This is a genomic window from Vibrio sp. 99-70-13A1, from assembly GCF_013114625.1.
In the GTDB taxonomy this organism is placed as follows: domain Bacteria; phylum Pseudomonadota; class Gammaproteobacteria; order Enterobacterales; family Vibrionaceae; genus Vibrio.
In genome coordinates, this window is the sequence record NZ_VTXD01000016.1 from 1 (window position 1) to 17,293 (window position 17,293).

The following is a 17,293-nucleotide window of genomic DNA, read 5'->3' on the forward strand; positions in this document are numbered from 1 at the left end:
AATTGATTTCCGAGGAAATCTTGCTTTGCTAATGCAAAACAAATTTTGATATTCATCAACGAGTGCCCACACAGATTGATAGGTTTAAATTGTTAAAGAGCTTTTCCTGCTTGAGCTTGGCTCAAATCGGACGGTCATTTTAGCTATTTAAGTTTTAGTGTCAACCACTTTTTCAAAACTCTTTCAAGCGCTTGGCTTGGCTAATTTGACTGGTTTATTCGTTCTGGTTTCCTAAGAAGCCTTCCCGTTTCAACGAGGTCGCATTATAGAGATTGCGATCACATTGGCAAGCTCTTTTTGAAGTTTTTCTTACTTTTTTGATTGTTCGAGCGTTTTTTGTTCAAAACATCTCATTTTCACTAGTATTCCTCTTAATTAAAGGCTTATGGTGCCTATATAAAGGAGGATTTATGAGTTCAATACGCAGTTATAAAGGGATATCACCTCAAATAGGGCACGCTGTCTATATAGATACAAGTTCTGTACTGGTTGGTGATATCAAAATCGGTAACGATTCGAGTGTGTGGCCTTTAGTTGCAGCCCGAGGGGATGTGAACCATATCCATATTGGTGATAGAACTAACATTCAAGATGGCAGTGTATTACATGTTACCCATAAGAATGCTGAAAACCCTGAGGGTTATCCTCTATTAATAGGTAATGACGTCACTATTGGACATAAAGTAATGCTGCATGGCTGCACTATCGAGGATCGCGTTTTAGTTGGCATGGGTGCCATTGTACTTGATGGTGTCGTTATTAAAGAAGAAGTGATGATTGGTGCTGGTAGTTTGGTTCCGCCTAATAAGGTACTTGAAAGCGGTTATCTATATGTTGGAAGCCCAGTAAAACAAGCACGCCCATTAAATGATAAAGAACGTGCCTTTTTACAAAAGTCAGCTGACAACTATGTTCAGAATAAAAACGACTATCTAGACTCTGTACTTCCAGTCTAAAGCGCTTTGATCTGAATCCGATTAGAGGAGTCATACTCCTCTTCTTCTATTAACTCTTCCGCTAGCTCTTCAATATCAAAACGTAGCTCTGAAAAGACAACTAAAGCTTGGTCGCCATCTTCTATCCCTTTACCAGACAATTGTGAGAGTTCTTTAATAGACATTACACATTCAATCAGTGCGCCAGACTGTTGCGCTGGGAAGATGATAGATTGACTCGCTTCATCCCAATCTTGAATATCTGGAAATAGGATTGATTGATTCACCTTTTATACCTCTAAATTTTTACGTAGTTCTCTTAATACCTGTTTAGAACCAGGGCGTAACCCTCGCCATAGCATAAAGCTTTCCGCAGCTTGGCCCACTAACATGCCTAATCCGTCATAAGCAGCATGAACTCCCTTATCTAGAGCCCATTGATTGAATACCGTATTCCCAGATCCGTAGACCATGTCATAGACGACACTATTAGTATTGAAAATCTCATCCGAAACTTCAGGAAGCTGACCACTTAGACCAGACGAAGTAGAGTTAATAATGACATCAAACCCTTCATTAACATCACTTAATCCCAGCCCTTTGATGTTTCCATACGAAGAAAACATCTCAGCTAATAGTTCTGCCTTCGAACTGGTTCGGTTAGCGACCACCAATTGTTGCGGTTTTTGGTCGAGAAGAGGTTGAATCACACCTCGCGCTGCGCCACCAGCGCCAAGCAGAAGAACGCGAGCTCCTTCTAACACTACTTTATGTTGAAGAAGATCTTGAACTAAACCCTCACCATCGGTGTTATCACCGATGATCTCTCCATCATCTAACTTCTTAAGTGTGTTTACGGCACCTGCTAGTTCAGCCCTCTCTGTTAGGCGATTGGCGAACTGATACGCATCTTCTTTAAAAGGCGCTGTGATGTTACATCCTCTACCACCTTCATTAAAAAAAGCTTTAGCAGCAACGATGAATTGACCACTATCTGGCTGTAATGCCGTGTAGGTAAGTTGCTGATTGGTTTGACGGGCAAACAAGGTATGAATAAAAGGCGATTTGCTTTGTACAATGGGATTACCGAAAACGGCATAACGATCTACTTGCTGTGTCATATCCTTACCTAACAGAAATAAAAAAGGTCATCTATATAGATGACCCTATCACTATCCCAATAAGGAAGGAAGAACTACCAAACTCGAGGCTTTAGGTAGTCGCTATAAAGCAAAGCTTCTGGTGAACCCGCTTGTGGTTCGTAGCGATATTCCCAACGGGCTAATGGTGGCATCGACATTAATATAGACTCTGTACGACCACCACTTTGTAAACCAAATAAGGTGCCACGGTCATAGACTAGGTTAAATTCGACATAGCGACCACGACGATAAAGTTGGAAGTCACGTTCGCGCTCACCATAAGACCTTTCTTTGCGGCGCTCTACAATTGGTAAATAGGCGGCTGTAAAACCTTCACCAACTGCCTGCATATAAGCAAAACTCTTTTCAAAACCCCACTCATTTAAATCATCAAAGAACAGACCACCAACACCACGCGTTTCATCACGGTGAGGTAGATAGAAGTATTTATCACACCATTCTTTATGTTCTTGATAAACATCATCACCAAACGGCGCACAAAGATTTTTGGCTGTTTGATGCCAAGATTGGCAGTCTTCATCGACAGGATAAAATGGCGTTAAGTCAAAACCACCACCAAACCACCAGATCGGGTCTTCCCCTTCTTTTTCCGCAATAAAGAATCGTACATTCGCGTGTGAAGTTGGGATATATGGGTTTTTAGGATGGATAACTAATGAGACCCCCATAGCTTCAAACTTACGTCCTGCTAATTCAGGGCGATGAGCGGTGGCTGAGGCAGGCATTGCTTTACCCGCCACATGAGAGAAGTTAACCCCACCTTGCTCAAAAACCGCACCGTTGGTCATCACGCGAGTGCGACCACCGCCACCAAGACGTTCGCCAGGTTCACGTTCCCATGCATCTTCTTCAAACAGTGCTGCGCCATCAGCTTGCTCAAGCTGTTGGCAAATCGAATCTTGTAGGCTCAGTAAAAACTGTTTTACTGCTTCTTTATCAATTGCTGACATCTTATTTCCTTTGCAGGGTTTAACCCTGTCTTAATATTTTCGACGTTTTTGCATCTCTGATTTCACTTGGCTTATCGCGACCACCCGTTTGACCTTCAAGAATCGCAACCAAGTGCTGACCTAATTGCTGTTGGACTTCTTCTGTCGTCATGCAAGGCGGTTCGCCCGTCAGATTAGCACTGGTAGAGGTTAACGGCTTACCAAACTCATTACACATTCTTTGAACCAAAGGGTGATCAGTCACTCGTACCGCAATCGAATCAAATTGACCACTTACCCAGTCAGTGACTTTACTGCTGGTTGGCATAATCCAAGTCACTGGTCCTGGCCATGTTGCTTTAACCGTCGCTAATTGGTCATCGGTTAGTTGGCTCTCATCAATATAAGGAAGCAACTGCTCGTAACTTGCCGCAATTAAGATCAATCCCTTTTCAACCGGACGCTGTTTTAACTCGAGTAATTTCTTGATGGCTTGTGGATTATCAGGATCACAACCAACCCCAAAAACGCCTTCGGTCGGGTAAGCAATGACTTCACCTTGTTGTAATGCCTGCAAAGTATGTTGAAAGTTATCCACGGGTTGCCTCATTAATTCTGTTATCTAACTCGTTAAGTGTACAAATTATCATTCGCTGTGACTAAAGCTATTTGTTTATAAAATGTATCAATTAACAACTTAGACTTACGCAAACGTTTTCCTTGAGCAATTTTACCCGTATAATGCGCGCAAAATATCTAATCACTAATTAAATCGTACCTGAAGGAGTTTGAGATGACTGTCGGTATTATCATGGGTTCTAAATCTGATTGGCCAACAATGAAGCTAGCTGCAGAAATGTTGGATCAGTTTGGCGTGGCGTACGAAACAAAAGTGGTTTCAGCTCACCGCACACCTCAATTGCTTGCTGACTACGCAACCAGTGCGAAAGAGCGCGGTATTAAAGTGATTATTGCAGGAGCGGGCGGCGCTGCACACCTTCCGGGCATGGCGGCTGCTTTCACAAGCGTCCCAGTTCTTGGTGTTCCTGTTCAGTCTAAAGCACTGAAAGGCATGGATTCTCTGCTTTCTATTGTGCAAATGCCAAAAGGTATCGCGGTAGGTACTTTAGCTATCGGTGAAGCTGGCGCTGCCAATGCTGGCATCCTAGCAGCTCAAATCATTGGTACACACAATGAAGAAGTAATGGCAACAGTAGAAGCGTTCCGTTCTGAGCAAACAGAAACGGTTCTTGCTAATCCAAACCCTGCTGAGGACTAATTTCCATGCATGTTCTTGTGTTAGGCGCGGGCCAACTTGCTCGCATGATGTCCCTAGCTGGGGCACCGCTGAATATTGAAATTTCTGCTTTTGATGTTGGCAGCAAAAATATTGTTCACCCATTAACGCAAGCGATTCTAGGCAACGGTTTAGAAAATGCGATTGAGCGTGCGGACGTCATTACTGCTGAATTCGAACATATCCCTCACGATGTACTTGAGGTATGTGAGCGTAGCGGTAAGTTTTTACCAACAACAGAAGCAATCAAAGCCGGCGGTGACCGTCGCCTTGAAAAAGCACTGTTAGACGAAGCGAACGTAAAGAATGCCAAATACTATGTGATCAATTCTCGCGAAGATTTTGATGCAGCAATCGCTCACGTTGGCTTACCAATGGTATTGAAGAGCACACTTGGAGGCTACGATGGCAAAGGTCAATGGCGCTTAAAGACATTAGACAATGTTGACGCAACTTGGACAGAAATGGCTGAGTGCATTACCGCAACGGACAACCAAGCAATTGTAGCTGAAGAGTTCGTTCCGTTTGACCGTGAAGTATCACTGGTTGGTGCTCGTGGCGCTAATGGCGAGATCCAAGTGTACCCATTGGCTGAAAATGTTCACACCGACGGCGTGTTGAGCTTATCAACAGCGATTGATGACCTTAAACTGCAAGAGCAAGCGAAAACCATGTTCACCGCAGTTGCTGAGCGCTTGGATTACGTTGGTGTGCTGGCACTTGAGTTCTTTGATGTTCAAGGTTCATTGCTGGTTAACGAAATTGCACCGCGCGTTCATAACTCTGGTCACTGGACGCAACAAGGCGCAGAGACTTGTCAGTTTGAGAATCATCTACGTGCCGTATGTAGCATGCCACTAGGCAGCACTAAATTGATTCGTCCAACAGCAATGATCAACATTCTTGGCGAAGACACCCTGCCAGAAGCAATTCTTGCTCAAGGTGGTTGTCATGTTCATTGGTATGGCAAAGAGAAGCGCGCAGGTCGTAAGATGGGCCACATCAATGTGAGTGCTGACTACAACGCAGAACTGCAAAGAACATTATGTTCACTAGCTGATATTCTCGATAAAAAAGCCTATCCAGCTGTGCATGAATTTGCTGAGCAGATGAAGTAAGCCTACATTGGTTTATTGATATAGAAACGGCGCTCATTGAGCGCCGTTTTTTTATTTCTGGTCATTCACTTACTGTGATTAGTGTCACTACTGAGATTGAATGTGATGACACTTGCGATCAGCGCATTGCTTCTTGGTACCACTGGCTGTTTTCTTCTCAAGTAACAGCGGGAACTGACACTCTTCACAACGACCTATAATGGGTGGCTGATTAACAGCAAACTTACACTTAGGGTAGTTATCACAAGCATAGAATGTTTTGCCGTAACGAGACTTACGGTCAACCAAATGACCTCGACCACATTCAGGACAACCAACCAAAGGCTTTTCTTCAACTTGCTCTTTAGGTTGATCTAACGACTCAATATGATGGCAATCAGGGTAATTACTGCACCCGATAAACATCCCAAATCGACCTTGCCTTAATACCAACTCATTCTGGCACTCTGGACATGGGACTCCAAGTTCCTTAACCACATGACCATCATTTTGATGCAATGGTTTGATGTAATCACAGCTCGGATACTGCTTACAGCCTAAAAATGGACCGTGCTTACCATGGCGAAGCTGAAGCTCTCCACCACATTTAGGACATGGTTCATGCTCTAACGCATGTTCATGTGCTGAAAAAAGTTGGTTATCAATCTTACTACTCATGCTACGCCTGTATTAATGCAAGATGCCTTGCTCTTTGGTGTACAGCAGCTCTTCCATTTGCGTATATGCACTTTCATTACCTGGCACATTAAACAGTACCATTAAGATAATCCACTTTAGATCATCGAGCTCAAATTCGTTCGTTTCCAAGCCCATAACACGATCAACGACCATCTCGCGAATTTCGGTCGTTAATACATTGATCTGTTCTAGGAATAATAAAAAACCACGACATTCCAAGTTAATACGAGACACTTCTTTCTCGGTGTACACTCGCATCGATGTTGTCGAACATGTCGCAATTGCTGCTTGGTTATCTGTTTCTTGCAATGCAGCAAGCTCTTCTAACCAATGGAGAGCTTTGTATATATCACTTTGATTAAAACCAGCTCGAAGCAATTCATCTTCCAGCTCATCTTGATCCACCTGCAATTCAGAATCGCTATGGATGTAGGTTTCAAACAAGTACATCAGTATGTCCATCATCATAGCTAGTCTCTCCCCTTTCGAATATAGCCACCAGAAACTGCAACAACATGCCCAAGGAGCTCAAGCTCCAAAAGCTGCATCATGACTTCATGCACAGGTATATGGGTTCTCTGTGCCAAAATATCAACGGGTGTCGCTTCTATTCCTACGTTAGCTAACAGCTGTGGAAATGGCAATTGTTCATTTTGGCTGACTGTTAAGGAAGGTTCTTGACTTGGAAACAAGCTGGGCTGCTGTTCGATTGACCAGTGTAATAGGCTTTCTAATTCGCATAAAACATCTTGAGCACTTTGAACTAAGCAAGCACCTGCTTTTATTAAACTATTTCCTCCTCGACTAGTAGGAGTATGGATAGAGCCTGGAAGCGCGAAGACTTCTCGACCTTGCTCTAATGCATACCGAGCTGTGATAAGCGAGCCGCTCTTTTCAGCCGCTTCAACCACTAACGTACCTAAAGACAACCCACTTATAATACGGTTACGCCGAGGAAAATGTTCAGGTCGAGGTTTAGCGTGAGGACGAAATTCAGAGATTAATGCACCGCTTTCTATAATTCTCTCAGCCAAATCCCGATGCCTTGCAGGGTAAATAGACTCTAAACCAGAACCTAAAACCGCGAAAGTTTCTCCTCCCGCTTTTAAAGCTCCATCATGTGCGTAACCATCAATGCCTAACGCTAACCCACTAGTCACTATCAACCCTTTTTTCACAAATTCCTGAGCAAATGACTTCGCCGTATTAAGACCTTCTAAAGTGGCATTTCTACTACCGACCATAGCTATTTGAGGTTCAACTAATTTATCAGCCTGCCCTTTAACAAATAACACACTCGGGGCTGAGGCTATATTCGCTAGCTGCTTAGGATAAGAAGCACAAGAGGACGTCAGAATATGATGATGAGGTTGCTGACCAAGCCAAGCTAAACAAACATCCACTTCTTTCGGTGCTTTTTCAAAAAGGTAAGAAATTTGCTTGGGTGATAAACCAAAAGCTTGGAGCTGCTGTGAGGAAGATTGGACAAGGTTTAAAGGCGAATCAAATGCCAGTAGGCGGGAAAGTCGCTTCCCGCCGAGTTGAGGAATGAAACTAAGAGTTAGCCAAGCAGAAAGCTCCTGCTCATTCACTCTTCCGTTTCCGCTTCAGACTCTACCGTTTTCGGAATAATAGAAGGCGTTAAAGGAGACACTGCCAAAATCTGACTATTAATTGGTTTAGCGCTATTAGTGATCAAAGCTAAACTGAAATACTCGTAAGGTCGAATGACCATCAAGCTCCCGACAGAAGTACTCGGTAGCTGTAGTTTTTGATTAATTGAAGAACTTTCATAGGTGTATTCACCTTGTTTATCATAAACCACGGCTCCTAGCTCATTAAGCGTAAACATACTACCTTGTCGAAGTTGGTCATGTTCACCTCGGTTAATCACAACCACTTGATTCTTAGCGCTGTACTGGCTTCCCTCTAATGAACCAACGATATTAGCAAATTGCCCCGCAGCTGCAGGGGCTGGATAGAAAGTCGTAGATAAGCTAACGTTTTCTATATTGAACTCAGGTAAAACCACATCATTTAATTGAATCTCCTGAAGCTGCTTATCCACTTTCAAACTACTAAATTCATCATTAGCATCTTTCAGTGTCGCAGTGGCAACTAACCGCAATGACATAATAGAAGAAGCTGGTTCTTCTCGCTTATACGTCTCGACAGAGCGATAAATACCCCATTTAGGGTGTTGCTGATCACCTGAAATAAATAATCTATCGTCACCCGTTAGGAACTTACGCCCATCACTGGTTCCAAGCACTCTTTGAGCGGAAGCTAAGTCAGATTCACTAACTAAACGGTCAGACTGTAAATAAGGTAAAACTAAGCCTTCATTCACTGTTGGTAAGGCTTTCTTCTCTGATACTCGAATTTTCGGACTCAGCTTAATGACTGGCTTCAAACTCAAGACTGGCTGACCATTAATCCAAACCAAAGAAAGTTTATCACCTGGGTAAATAAGGTGTGGGTTATCTATTTCAGGGTTAACTTGCCACAGGCGGGGCCACAACCACGGGCTATCTAGATACATTTCAGATATATCCCAAAGCGTATCGCCTTTAACAACAATATACGTCTCTGGTGCCCCTTCTTTAATGTTGAGAGGTTTATCGGCGGCATTATCTTCAGTAGCTTGAGCCGAAAATGACAATGAGAGAGGCAAACAAAGAAGAGAAAGTGTACGAGAAAATTGACGCATGACCAGAGTCCCTTGGGCTGAATATATGATATCTAATCCGAGAATTACTTTCAGGATGCTGTCATTTGGCTTCTAAAATGTCTAGAATTGAGCCAACAAGGTTTATGCTGTTTCGGCACAGTTCAACATTTCGAGTGTATATGTCTGTATTAGAAGTCTTAACATTACCGGATGATCGTCTACGCACCGTGGCGAAACCGGTAAATGAAGTAACCCCAGAAATTCAAAAATTCGTTGATGACATGATTGAAACCATGTACGACGAAGAAGGTATTGGTCTAGCTGCAACGCAGGTTGATTTCCACCAGCGCATCGTCGTGATCGATGTTTCAGAAACGCGCGATGAGCCCATAGTACTTATCAACCCTGAAATTACCGAAAAACGTGGTGAAGATGGCATCGAAGAAGGCTGTCTATCTGTTCCTGGTGCACGAGCTCTAGTGCCTCGCGCAGCTGAAGTAACAGTAAAAGCATTAGATCGTGATGGTAATGAGTTCACATTCGATGCAGACGACCTACTGGCGATCTGTGTTCAACACGAACTTGACCACCTAGAAGGCAAGTTGTTTGTTGATTACCTATCACCAATGAAACGTAAACGTATCCAAGATAAACTAGCGAAAATTAAACGTTTCAATGAGAAACAAGCTAAATAATCGTTAGTGTTACTAAATTAGAAGGAAGCCTACCTTGAGCCAATCTTTAAGAATTGTCTTCGCAGGTACTCCGGATTTCGCCGCCCGTCACTTGGCGGCGTTGTTGTCTTCGGAGCATGAAGTTATTGCAGTTTACACACAGCCAGATCGCCCTGCCGGTCGCGGTAAGAAGCTGACTGCAAGCCCAGTAAAAAACATCGCACTTGAAAACAACATTCCGGTTTACCAACCTGAAAACTTCAAGTCAGATGAAGCTAAGCAAGAACTAGCAGCTTTGAATGCTGACATTATGGTGGTAGTCGCATACGGCTTACTTCTTCCGCAGATTGTATTAGATACCCCTCGTTTAGGTTGTATCAACGTACATGGTTCCATCTTACCGCGCTGGCGTGGTGCCGCTCCGATTCAACGCTCTATCTGGGCGGGTGATAAAGAGACTGGCGTGACTATCATGCAGATGGACATTGGTCTTGATACTGGTGATATGCTAAGCATCGCTACACTACCAATCGAAGCAACGGATACCAGCGCTTCAATGTACGATAAGTTGGCTGGTCTTGGACCTGACGCTCTTGTTGAGTGTTTAGCTAACATCGCTTCTGGTAACGCCGTTGCTGAAAAACAAGACGATGAGCTTGCTAACTACGCGAAGAAACTAAGTAAAGAAGAAGCGCGTATTAACTGGAGTGATGACGCTGCTCATATTGAGCGTTGTGTTCGAGCTTTCAACCCATGGCCAATGAGCCACTTTGAAGCCGCTGAAAACAGCATCAAAGTATGGCAAAGCCATGTGGCAGAGCAAGCCTCTGATAAGCCTGCAGGTACAATTCTGCAAGCCGATAAAACTGGTATCTATGTCGCGACTGGGCAAGGCGTACTTGTGCTTGAACAGCTGCAAGTACCTGGTAAAAAGGCGATGTCAGTACAAGATATCCTTAACTCAAGAGCAAGCTGGTTCGAAGTCGGTTCACAACTTTCGTAATCATTTCGTTACCCTTGCTTTGGCTAACTCGTTAGCCCGCTGTTGAAAAGCAGCACAAGAAAACCTTTACGAGGGCAGAGATGCCCTCATGTATTCAATAAATATTCGGTACCCCTCATGAATGTTCGCGCTGCTGCTGCAAATGTCCTATTCCAAGTTGTCGATAAAGGCCACTCTCTTTCACACGCTCTCCCTGCGGCTCAAAAAACGATCCGCCCGCGAGACCATGCTCTACTGCAAGAGATTTGCTACGGCGCACTTCGTTACCTGCCTCGCTTAGAGTCTATCGCTAACGAACTGATGGAAAACTCGCTTAAAGGTAAAAAACGCGTATTCCATCATCTGATCTTAGTCGGCATTTACCAGCTGGGCTTTATGCGCATTCCTTCGCATGCTGCTGTTGCTGAAACAGTTGAAGCAACCAAAACACTGCGAGGCCCAAGCCTCAGTGGTTTGATCAATGCAGTACTACGTAGCTACCTACGCGATCAAGAAGAGCTAGACGAGAAAGCCGTTAGCCACAATGCAGGTAAATACAGCCATCCAAGCTGGATCCTAAAAATGCTTCAAGAAAGCTACCCGGATCAGTGGGAGCAATTGGTAGAAGCAAATAACAACAAAGCGCCTATGTGGTTACGTGTAAACCGTCAGCACCACACACGTGACGAGTACGTTGAGCTACTGAATAACGAAAACATTGAATACACAGTGCATCCAGAAGCCGCTGATGCCATAAAATTAGCGTCACCTTGCGATGTAACCTTATTGCCAGGTTTCGATAAAGGCTGGGTTTCAGTACAAGACGCTGCAGCTCAGCTTGCTGTCGATTACCTAACACCGAAAGATGGTGAGCTAATCCTTGATTGCTGCGCCGCTCCAGGTGGTAAAACGGCACACATCCTTGAACACACTCAAGACACGGAAGTGGTGGCTATCGACTGTGATATCAAACGTCTGGATCGTGTTTACGATAACCTTGAACGCCTACAGCTACGTGCTGATGTGATCTGTGGTGATGCTCGCTACCCTGAAGAGTGGTGGATGGGTGACAAGTTCGACCGTATCCTACTTGATGCGCCTTGTTCAGCGACTGGTGTGATTCGTCGTCACCCAGATATTAAATGGCTTCGCCGTGCATCTGATATTGATGCACTTGCTGAATTACAAAGTGAAATTATGGATGCGATGTGGCGCCAGCTAAAAGAAGGCGGCACAATGGTTTACGCAACTTGTTCTATTACTCCGCAAGAGAACGTACTACAAGTAAAAGCATTCCTAGATCGTACAGCGAATGCCACTTTAGTTGGCTCTGATATCGAAAACCCAGGTCGCCAAATTCTACCTGGTGAAGAAGATATGGATGGCTTCTACTACGCGGTTTTAGTAAAACAAGCATAGAAATAAACGCAGCGGTTAAGAATCATTTCTTAGCCGCTGTTTCGTTATGATGCACAAATCGTTTCAACTGAAACGAGCAATTAAATTACAACGATAAAGAGACAGGCTATGAAAATCATTATCCTTGGGGCTGGGCAAGTTGGCGGTACACTTGCAGAGAACCTAGTAGGCGAAAATAACGACATCACTATTGTTGACCGCGATAGCGATCGCCTACGTGAACTTCAGGATAAATATGACTTACGAGTCATCAATGGTTACGCAAGCCACCCTCAAACTCTGAGGGAAGCCGGGGCACAAGATGCCGACATGTTAGTTGCCGTGACCAACATGGATGAAACTAACATGGCAGCTTGCCAAGTTGCTTTCTCTTTATTTAATACACCAAACCGAATTGCCCGTATTCGCTCTCCGCAGTATTTGGAAGAAAAAGAAGCCCTCTTTAAATCAGGCGCAATTCCAGTCGATCACCTGATCGCACCAGAAGAACTGGTGACAAGCTATATTGAACGTTTGATTCAGTACCCTGGCGCACTGCAAGTGGTTAGCTTTGCAGAGCAAAAAGTCAGCCTCGTGGCAGTAAAAGCTTATTATGGTGGTCCACTTGTTGGTAATGCACTGTCTGCTTTACGTGAGCATATGCCGCACATTGATACTCGAGTCGCTGCTATTTTCCGCCAAGGTCGACCTATCAGACCACAAGGCACAACCGTCATTGAAGCCGATGATGAAGTCTTCTTTGTGGCTGCAAGTAACCATATCCGCTCAGTAATGAGTGAGCTGCAACGTCTTGAAAAACCTTACCGCCGCATCATGATTGTGGGCGGGGGTAATATCGGAGCCAGCCTGGCAAAACGCTTGGAACAGAGCTACAGCATCAAACTCATTGAGCGTAGCTATAACCGCGCCGAAAAATTGTCTGAAGAATTAGAAAACACCATCGTATTTTGTGGTGATGCAGCAGACCAAGAATTACTTGCTGAAGAAAATATCGACCAAGTTGATGTGTTCATTGCCCTAACCAATGAAGATGAAACCAACATCATGTCAGCCATGCTTGCTAAACGCATGGGTGCAAAAAAGGTAATGGTGCTGATCCAACGTGGTGCTTATGTTGATTTGGTACAAGGCGGCGTAATTGATGTAGCAATATCGCCTCAACAAGCCACAATCTCCGCCCTACTGACTCACGTTCGTCGTGCCGATATTGTGAATGTTTCTTCCCTACGCCGAGGCGCAGCAGAAGCGATCGAAGCCATCGCTCATGGTGATGAAACAACGTCGAAAGTTGTAGGAAAAGCCATTGGTGATATCAAACTTCCCCCGGGTACAACCATTGGTGCCATCGTTCGAGGGGAAGAAGTATTGATCGCGCACGATAGAACGGTCATCGAACAAGATGATCACGTTGTGATGTTCTTAGTCGACAAAAAATACGTGCCTGACGTTGAGTCACTCTTCCAACCAAGCCCATTCTTTTTGTAAGACTCAGTTTTACGGCGAGCTCATATGGTCAACTTTCGTCCCATACTATTAGTGATCGGGCTAGTGCTTTCAAAACTAGCCCTGTTTATGTATATCCCCACTCTTGTCGCTTTCTTTACCGGCACAGGAGGCTTTCTTGAGTTTGGGAAATCTGTTGCCATTACACATATTGTGGCGTTTATCTGCCTCAGTTTAGGTCGTACTGCAACATTCCGGCTTGGGGTGCGTGATATGTTCCTGATTACCTCCTTTGTATGGACGATAGCCAGCGCATTCGCAGCATTACCTTTTGTTTTCATTAATCATATTAGCTTTACCGATGCCTACTTCGAAACTATGTCTGGCATTACGACAACCGGTTCAACCGTGCTCAGCGGGCTAGATGCCATGGCACCGAGCATTTTATTGTGGCGATCCATTCTTCAATGGCTAGGAGGAATCGGTTTCATCGTAATGGCAGTAGCGGTACTTCCGATGCTCAATGTTGGAGGAATGAGACTATTCCAAACCGAATCTTCCGATTGGTCCGATAAAAGCAGCCCAAGAGCCAAGACCGTCGCTAAGAACATTGTGGGGGTTTACCTTGTGCTAACTGGGCTTTGTTTAGTCAGCTATCTGCTCGCTGGGATGAACCTATTTGATGCAATAAACCATGCCTTTACCACTCTTTCTACTGGTGGTTACTCAACATCTGACGGCTCAATGAACCACTTCTCCAATAGTGCACATTGGGTAGGTACAATCTTCATGTTCTTAGGTGGTTTACCGTTTTTACTCTTTGTCAGTGTGCTTAGAAATAAAAAAATGGCACCTCTTTATAAAGACGCGCAAGTTCGTGGTTTCACGATTTTATTCCTGACCTCAAGCGTCATTATAGCTTCATGGCTAGTAATTAGAGATGGCTACAGCGTACTCGACGCCCTGAGAGTTTCGATGTTTAACATCGTATCGGTAGTTACAACAACAGGCTTTGGTTTAGAAGATTTCACAGCATGGGGCGCATTACCCACTACTCTCTTTGCATTTTTAATGATGGCAGGCGCTTGTTCTGGTTCGACTTCTGGCGGCATCAAAATTTTCCGTTTCCAGATAGCCATGACATTACTGCACAAACAAATGATGAAACTCATCCACCCTTCCGGTGTCTTTGTACAGCGCTACAATCAGCGACCAGTGAACGATGATATTGTGCGATCACTCGTTGCATTCGGCTTAATGTTCTTCATCACCATAATATTAGTCGCCGGCGGGCTCAGCGCTATGGGGCTAGATCCTGTAACCAGCATTTCAGGTGCTATTACCGCAGTGGCAAATGTTGGCCCAGGAATGGGCAGCGTTATTGGTCCAACGGGCAACTTTGCCCCATTACCAGACGCGGCAAAGTGGCTATTGAGTGTAGGAATGTTGATGGGCCGCTTAGAAATTTTAACTATTTTGGTACTCTTTTTCCCCGCCTTTTGGCGACGCTAAGGAATTGATATGACACGTTGGAACACATTACTGGCTTTCACTTTGCTTTCATCTTCCGTGATGGCTGAACAAACAGTAACGTTACAAGATGGAAAGCAAGTTCGCTTAAAAGATGATTTTACTTGGGAATACATTTACACCAGTGTAGAACAAACTTCCATCAGCGCAGAACAAGCAACAACATTTGAAGCTATTCCTGTCGTTCAGCAAGCCATGAAAGGCACCACTGTTACTGTCGGTGATAATAAGCCAAGTTTACAGCTATCAAAATCAGGAGTGGATGTACTTGTTGGGACAAGCTTGTATGAAGATGGGCAACTCATTTTTCCTGTGTCATTAACGAATCAAAGCACTCAAGCGGTTGTATTAGTCACCTTAACATTTGCTATCTATTCACCAACTGGTGAGCTTTTACAAGAAGGCAATATTGACACATGGAAATCGATAAAACGCTTGGCTGACACTTATTTAAGACCTCAAACCGCAGCTGAAGGTAAAGATCTCATTGTCGATGTTGAGCAGTACACCGAATATCGAATTGAAGTGGATATCGAGAGCGTTGTGACACGTTAATTTATATTTCATAATTCCATTCATTACTTCGTTGATATGAACCCTCATAGCAATGAAGTAATGAACTTCTAAACAAATGAACTAAACCTTACTTAAACAGGTTCAACGTACAAGTAAATTGCGAGGAAGTGACAGAAACATCCTGCCAGTACAAACAAGTGCCAGATAGCATGGTTATAAGGGATACGATCTTTCACGTAAAAAATAACGCCCAACGAATAAATAACACCCCCGACCGCCAGTAATATCACCCCACCAATATCAATAGTCTTCACCAGTTGGTAGATCACAATCACAGATAACCAACCCATCGTTAAGTAAGTCACCAAAGATAAGCGCTCAAACCGATAGACGAATGCAATTTTCATAATGATGCCAAAAAGTGCGATACACCAGATGACCGCCATTAGCCCCATAGCCAAAGGGGTGCGTAATCCAACTAATAAGAAAGGGGTGTAACTGCCTGCAATTAACAAGTAGATAGCGCAGTGATCGAGTGTTTTGAGTAAACGTTTGGTTTTTTCTGTAGTGATGGAATGGTAAAGCGTTGAAGCAAGGAACAATAAAATGATGCTACTGCCATAAACCACCATGCTGACCATAGTTAAAGCATCAGCTTCGAAGGAATACGCCCGAATAAGTAAAAGAATTAAGCCAACAACACCAAGTACTACCCCTAACCCATGAGTGATAGCATTCGCGCGTTCTTCTTTTTCACAGTACTCACTTGCTGATGAGACCGACATAAAAACCTACTAGATTAATCGAATATTTAATCTAGTATTACACATTAAGCTTACACGTGTAAGCTTAAATAAATGACAGATTCAAAGTTAACTAAAGCATTCAAGTGAGCCATACCAAAAACTATAAATCAGCTAGGAAACCGACTCTAGATATTCAATCACTCGCTTGCCGGCTTCTTCAGGAGGAGTATCAAGCGGTAAACTTAACTGTCGTTTTAACTGACCAATACCAAGTAAGCTGGCTAGCATACCTTTGGCGCCGTGACGATTTCGGTCAATCTCAAACCATAATTGCAGTTCAGTTTCACTTCGATGAGCCACAACTTCAAGCTCTCTCCAACGCCCATGGTAAGGTCCTGTCGTTGGAACAAATTCAAACTCTTGGACAAAAGGAAGCTCGAAACCATCCACGGCTTCACACTCCACTTGGCGGATGCGAAGTCCTTGTTCTTCTAACTCACTAAGGATGCCATCAAGCAATTTATCAGGTCTAACCGTTAAGATATCTTTATCTGATGGATCAACTGCCATCGCGATATCTAACCCCGTTTCCAACCAAACTTTGGCATCACCAATAGTGACAGGAGTATTGAGTGGGACATCCAACTCGCATTCAAAATCACGAGTCTCGCCAGGTTGAATGGTAAACGCGTAAGGTAGGCTCCATTTCACCAAAGAGTAGGTTTGGTGCATTCTGCGAGTTTGAGAACTTTCACGTCCATTTGAATCAACTGGCATTTCTTTTATATAACGACAACACAAATTGAGATCGATGTTATCTATCTCTTGCGCTTGAGAGCCACCATAAACATGTACAGTAATGTTGGCTTTTTCGCCGGGGTAAAGTACTTCCTGTTGCAAAACTGAATCTACTTTTGCAGATCCAATGCCAAAGCTGGCTAACGTTTTCTTGAAGAACGACATATGCACCTCCTTTAAAACATCATCTTAAGCCTGAAATAGGATCAAACTCAAATCTATTTCTCTTACTATTTTAGCTCGAATTGTGATGCTTTATTATCCAACGGTCGATCGGAGGGTCAGATAGTGATAATCTATTCTTGATATGCATGCATATCATTATCCTGATTAATCATTTGGATTGGCGAAAGCCAGAAGAGCCAAACTTCAAGCAATTGAAGCTCAACTCATG

General features: G+C 43.8%; 19 protein-coding genes. 9 read left to right on the forward strand and 10 right to left on the reverse strand.

Annotated features, from left to right (window positions below):
• Window positions 1-410 precede the first annotated feature (410 nt).
• Entirely contained in the window at window positions 411-956 is a 546-nt protein-coding gene (locus F0226_RS11650) for a gamma carbonic anhydrase family protein (RefSeq protein ID WP_171735803.1), read from the forward strand.
• Here the strand turns inward: F0226_RS11650 and F0226_RS11655 are convergent.
• The 4 genes from F0226_RS11655 to F0226_RS11670 all read right to left on the reverse strand — a co-directional run bounded on the left by F0226_RS11655 (window position 953) and on the right by F0226_RS11670 (window position 3,625).
• Window positions 953-1,222: a DUF1488 family protein gene (locus F0226_RS11655; RefSeq protein WP_171735804.1), complete on the reverse strand. Its 270-nt coding sequence runs from the start codon at window positions 1,220-1,222 to the stop codon at window positions 953-955. The two genes, F0226_RS11650 and F0226_RS11655, sit on opposite strands and share 4 nt — an antisense overlap.
• Before the next feature lie 3 nt (window positions 1,223-1,225).
• Window positions 1,226-2,056 carry a shikimate dehydrogenase gene (aroE, locus tag F0226_RS11660; RefSeq protein WP_171735805.1) on the reverse strand — a complete coding sequence of 277 codons (831 nt, stop codon included), beginning with the start codon at window positions 2,054-2,056 and terminating at the stop codon, window positions 1,226-1,228.
• A 74-nt stretch (window positions 2,057-2,130) separates the two neighbouring features.
• Window positions 2,131-3,048, reverse strand: a complete 918-nt coding sequence (hemF, locus tag F0226_RS11665) for an oxygen-dependent coproporphyrinogen oxidase (protein ID WP_171735806.1) — start codon at window positions 3,046-3,048, stop codon at window positions 2,131-2,133.
• Window positions 3,049-3,067: 19 nt separating this feature from the next.
• Entirely contained in the window at window positions 3,068-3,625 is a 558-nt protein-coding gene (locus F0226_RS11670; RefSeq protein ID WP_171735807.1) for an L-threonylcarbamoyladenylate synthase, read from the reverse strand.
• Between the two features lie 195 nt (window positions 3,626-3,820).
• On the opposite strand from F0226_RS11670, the gene purE reads away from it, so the two are divergent.
• Complete coding sequence (purE, locus tag F0226_RS11675; RefSeq protein WP_171735808.1) at window positions 3,821-4,306, forward strand: 5-(carboxyamino)imidazole ribonucleotide mutase; 486 nt, start codon at window positions 3,821-3,823, stop codon at window positions 4,304-4,306.
• Window positions 4,307-4,311: 5 nt separating this feature from the next.
• Entirely contained in the window at window positions 4,312-5,442 is a 1,131-nt protein-coding gene (locus tag F0226_RS11680) for a 5-(carboxyamino)imidazole ribonucleotide synthase (RefSeq protein WP_171735809.1), read from the forward strand.
• A gap of 87 nt (window positions 5,443-5,529) precedes the next feature.
• On the opposite strand, the gene F0226_RS11685 is transcribed toward F0226_RS11680, so the two are convergent.
• From F0226_RS11685 to F0226_RS11700, 4 genes are read right to left on the reverse strand one after another with little or no spacing between them, the layout of a single operon-like run.
• Window positions 5,530-6,099, reverse strand: a complete 570-nt coding sequence (locus tag F0226_RS11685) for a topoisomerase DNA-binding C4 zinc finger domain-containing protein (protein ID WP_171735810.1) — start codon at window positions 6,097-6,099, stop codon at window positions 5,530-5,532.
• A gap of 12 nt (window positions 6,100-6,111) precedes the next feature.
• Complete coding sequence (locus tag F0226_RS11690) at window positions 6,112-6,588, reverse strand: DUF494 family protein (RefSeq protein WP_171735811.1); 477 nt, start codon at window positions 6,586-6,588, stop codon at window positions 6,112-6,114.
• A gap of 2 nt (window positions 6,589-6,590) precedes the next feature.
• Entirely contained in the window at window positions 6,591-7,712 is a 1,122-nt protein-coding gene (dprA, locus tag F0226_RS11695; protein WP_171735812.1) for a DNA-processing protein DprA, read from the reverse strand.
• Window positions 7,709-8,830 (reverse strand): LysM peptidoglycan-binding domain-containing protein, encoded by a 1,122-nt coding sequence (locus F0226_RS11700; RefSeq protein ID WP_171735813.1) that lies wholly within the window; start codon window positions 8,828-8,830, stop codon window positions 7,709-7,711. The genes dprA and F0226_RS11700 overlap by 4 nt, the downstream gene beginning before the upstream one ends.
• Before the next feature lie 140 nt (window positions 8,831-8,970).
• Between F0226_RS11700 and def the strand changes: the two genes are divergently transcribed.
• The 6 genes from def (at window position 8,971) to F0226_RS11730 (ending at window position 15,394) form a co-directional block, all read left to right on the forward strand.
• A complete protein-coding gene (def, locus tag F0226_RS11705; protein WP_216606613.1) occupies window positions 8,971-9,486 on the forward strand; it encodes a peptide deformylase in 516 nt (171 codons plus the stop codon).
• A gap of 34 nt (window positions 9,487-9,520) precedes the next feature.
• Complete coding sequence (fmt, locus tag F0226_RS11710) at window positions 9,521-10,468, forward strand: methionyl-tRNA formyltransferase (protein ID WP_171735814.1); 948 nt, start codon at window positions 9,521-9,523, stop codon at window positions 10,466-10,468.
• A 117-nt stretch (window positions 10,469-10,585) separates the two neighbouring features.
• Complete coding sequence (rsmB, locus tag F0226_RS11715) at window positions 10,586-11,866, forward strand: 16S rRNA (cytosine(967)-C(5))-methyltransferase RsmB (RefSeq protein WP_171735815.1); 1,281 nt, start codon at window positions 10,586-10,588, stop codon at window positions 11,864-11,866.
• Between the two features lie 108 nt (window positions 11,867-11,974).
• Window positions 11,975-13,351: a Trk system potassium transporter TrkA gene (trkA, locus tag F0226_RS11720; RefSeq protein ID WP_137375398.1), complete on the forward strand. Its 1,377-nt coding sequence runs from the start codon at window positions 11,975-11,977 to the stop codon at window positions 13,349-13,351.
• Between the two features lie 24 nt (window positions 13,352-13,375).
• The gene (locus F0226_RS11725; protein WP_171735816.1) at window positions 13,376-14,821 is read left to right on the forward strand and encodes a TrkH family potassium uptake protein; all 1,446 of its coding nucleotides are present in this window, start codon (window positions 13,376-13,378) and stop codon (window positions 14,819-14,821) included.
• Between the two features lie 9 nt (window positions 14,822-14,830).
• Window positions 14,831-15,394 carry a DUF3157 family protein gene (locus tag F0226_RS11730; RefSeq protein WP_171735817.1) on the forward strand — a complete coding sequence of 188 codons (564 nt, stop codon included), beginning with the start codon at window positions 14,831-14,833 and terminating at the stop codon, window positions 15,392-15,394.
• A 92-nt stretch (window positions 15,395-15,486) separates the two neighbouring features.
• Here the strand turns inward: F0226_RS11730 and F0226_RS11735 are convergent, their stop codons facing one another.
• Window positions 15,487-16,140, reverse strand: coding sequence for a hemolysin III family protein (locus tag F0226_RS11735; RefSeq protein ID WP_171735818.1), 654 nt, complete (start codon window positions 16,138-16,140; stop codon window positions 15,487-15,489).
• A 132-nt stretch (window positions 16,141-16,272) separates the two neighbouring features.
• Window positions 16,273-17,064 (reverse strand): sporulation protein, encoded by a 792-nt coding sequence (locus F0226_RS11740; protein ID WP_171735819.1) that lies wholly within the window; start codon window positions 17,062-17,064, stop codon window positions 16,273-16,275.
• Window positions 17,065-17,293: the final 229 nt, after the last annotated feature.